This is a genomic window from Amycolatopsis sp. NPDC034160 (genome assembly GCF_055575355.1).
In genome coordinates this window covers 3,930-5,299 of sequence record NZ_JBVISU010000047.1, presented here as the reverse complement: position 1 = coordinate 5,299, position 1,370 = coordinate 3,930, and the positions used below count along the sequence as shown (strand labels likewise).

Genomic DNA, 1,370 nt, shown 5'->3' with positions numbered 1-1,370 from the left:
GTTAGTCCGGCGGTGTCCTACTCTCCCACAACCCTTCGGTTGCAGTACCATCGGCGCTGTCAGGCTTAGCTTCCGGGTTCGGAATGGGACCGGGCGTTTCCCTGACGCTATAACCACCGAAACACTGTGAAACACTCCCGCTCACCGATGATGCTGGTGAGGGTTGTGTGGTGTTTCAGAGCTGTAGAGTGGATGCGTAACATCTTTGTGGGCAAGTCCTCGGCCTATTAGTACCAGTCAACTCGATAACACATTACTGTGCTTCCATTTCTGGCCTATCAACCCAATGGTCTGTTGGGGGCCTTAACCCACATGGGGTGGGATACCTCATCTTGGAACAGGCTTCCCGCTTAGATGCCTTCAGCGGTTATCCCTTCCGAACGTGGCCAACCAGCCATGCCACTGGCGTGACAACTGGCATACCAGAGGTTCGTCCGTCCCGGTCCTCTCGTACTAGGGACAGCCTTCCTCAAGTATCCTACGCGCGCGGCGGATAGGGACCGAACTGTCTCACGACGTTCTAAACCCAGCTCGCGTGCCGCTTTAATGGGCGAACAGCCCAACCCTTGGGACCTACTCCGGCCCCAGGATGCGACGAGCCGACATCGAGGTGCCAAACCATGCCGTCGATATGGACTCTTGGGCAAGATCAGCCTGTTATCCCCGGGGTACCTTTTATCCGTTGAGCGACACCCCTTCCACCAGGTGGTGCCGGATCACTAGTCCCGACTTTCGTCCCTGCTCGACATGTCTGTCTCACAGTCAAGCTCCCTTGTGCACTTGCACTCAACACCTGATTGCCAACCAGGCTGAGGGAACCTTTGGGCGCCTCCGTTACTCTTTAGGAGGCAACCGCCCCAGTTAAACTACCCATCAGGCACTGTCCCTGAACCAGATCATGGTCCGAGGTTCAGATTCCCAATCCGACCAGAGTGGTATTTCAACAACGACTCCACCAACACTAGCGTGCCAGCTTCACAGTCTCCCACCTATCCTACACAAGCCGAACCGAAAACCAATACCAAACTATAGTAAAGGTCCCGGGGTCTTTCCGTCCTGCCGCGCGTAACGAGCATCTTTACTCGTAGTGCAATTTCGCCGGGCCTGTGGTTGAGACAGCCGGAAAGTCGTTACGCCATTCGTGCAGGTCGGAACTTACCCGACAAGGAATTTCGCTACCTTAGGATGGTTATAGTTACCACCGCCGTTTACTGGCGCTTAAATTCTCAGCTTCACCCCGAAGGGTTAACCGGTCCTCTTAACGTTCCAGCACCGGGCAGGCGTCAGTCCATATACATCGTCTTGCGACTTCGCATGGACCTGTGTTTTTAGTAAACAGTCGCTTTCCGCTGGTCTCTGCGGCCACCACT

2 rRNA genes (1 of these 2 only partly in view) are annotated in these 1,370 nt (G+C 55.2%); both read right to left on the bottom strand.

Annotation, left to right across the window (positions count from 1 at the left end):
• Nucleotides 1-4: 4 nt before the first annotated feature.
• Nucleotides 5-121: ribosomal RNA gene (rrf, locus tag ACZ54P_RS40695) — 5S ribosomal RNA — on the bottom strand.
• Between the two features lie 86 nt (nt 122-207).
• Nucleotides 208-1,370, bottom strand: a 23S ribosomal RNA gene (locus tag ACZ54P_RS40690); it runs 2,039 nt beyond the window's last position.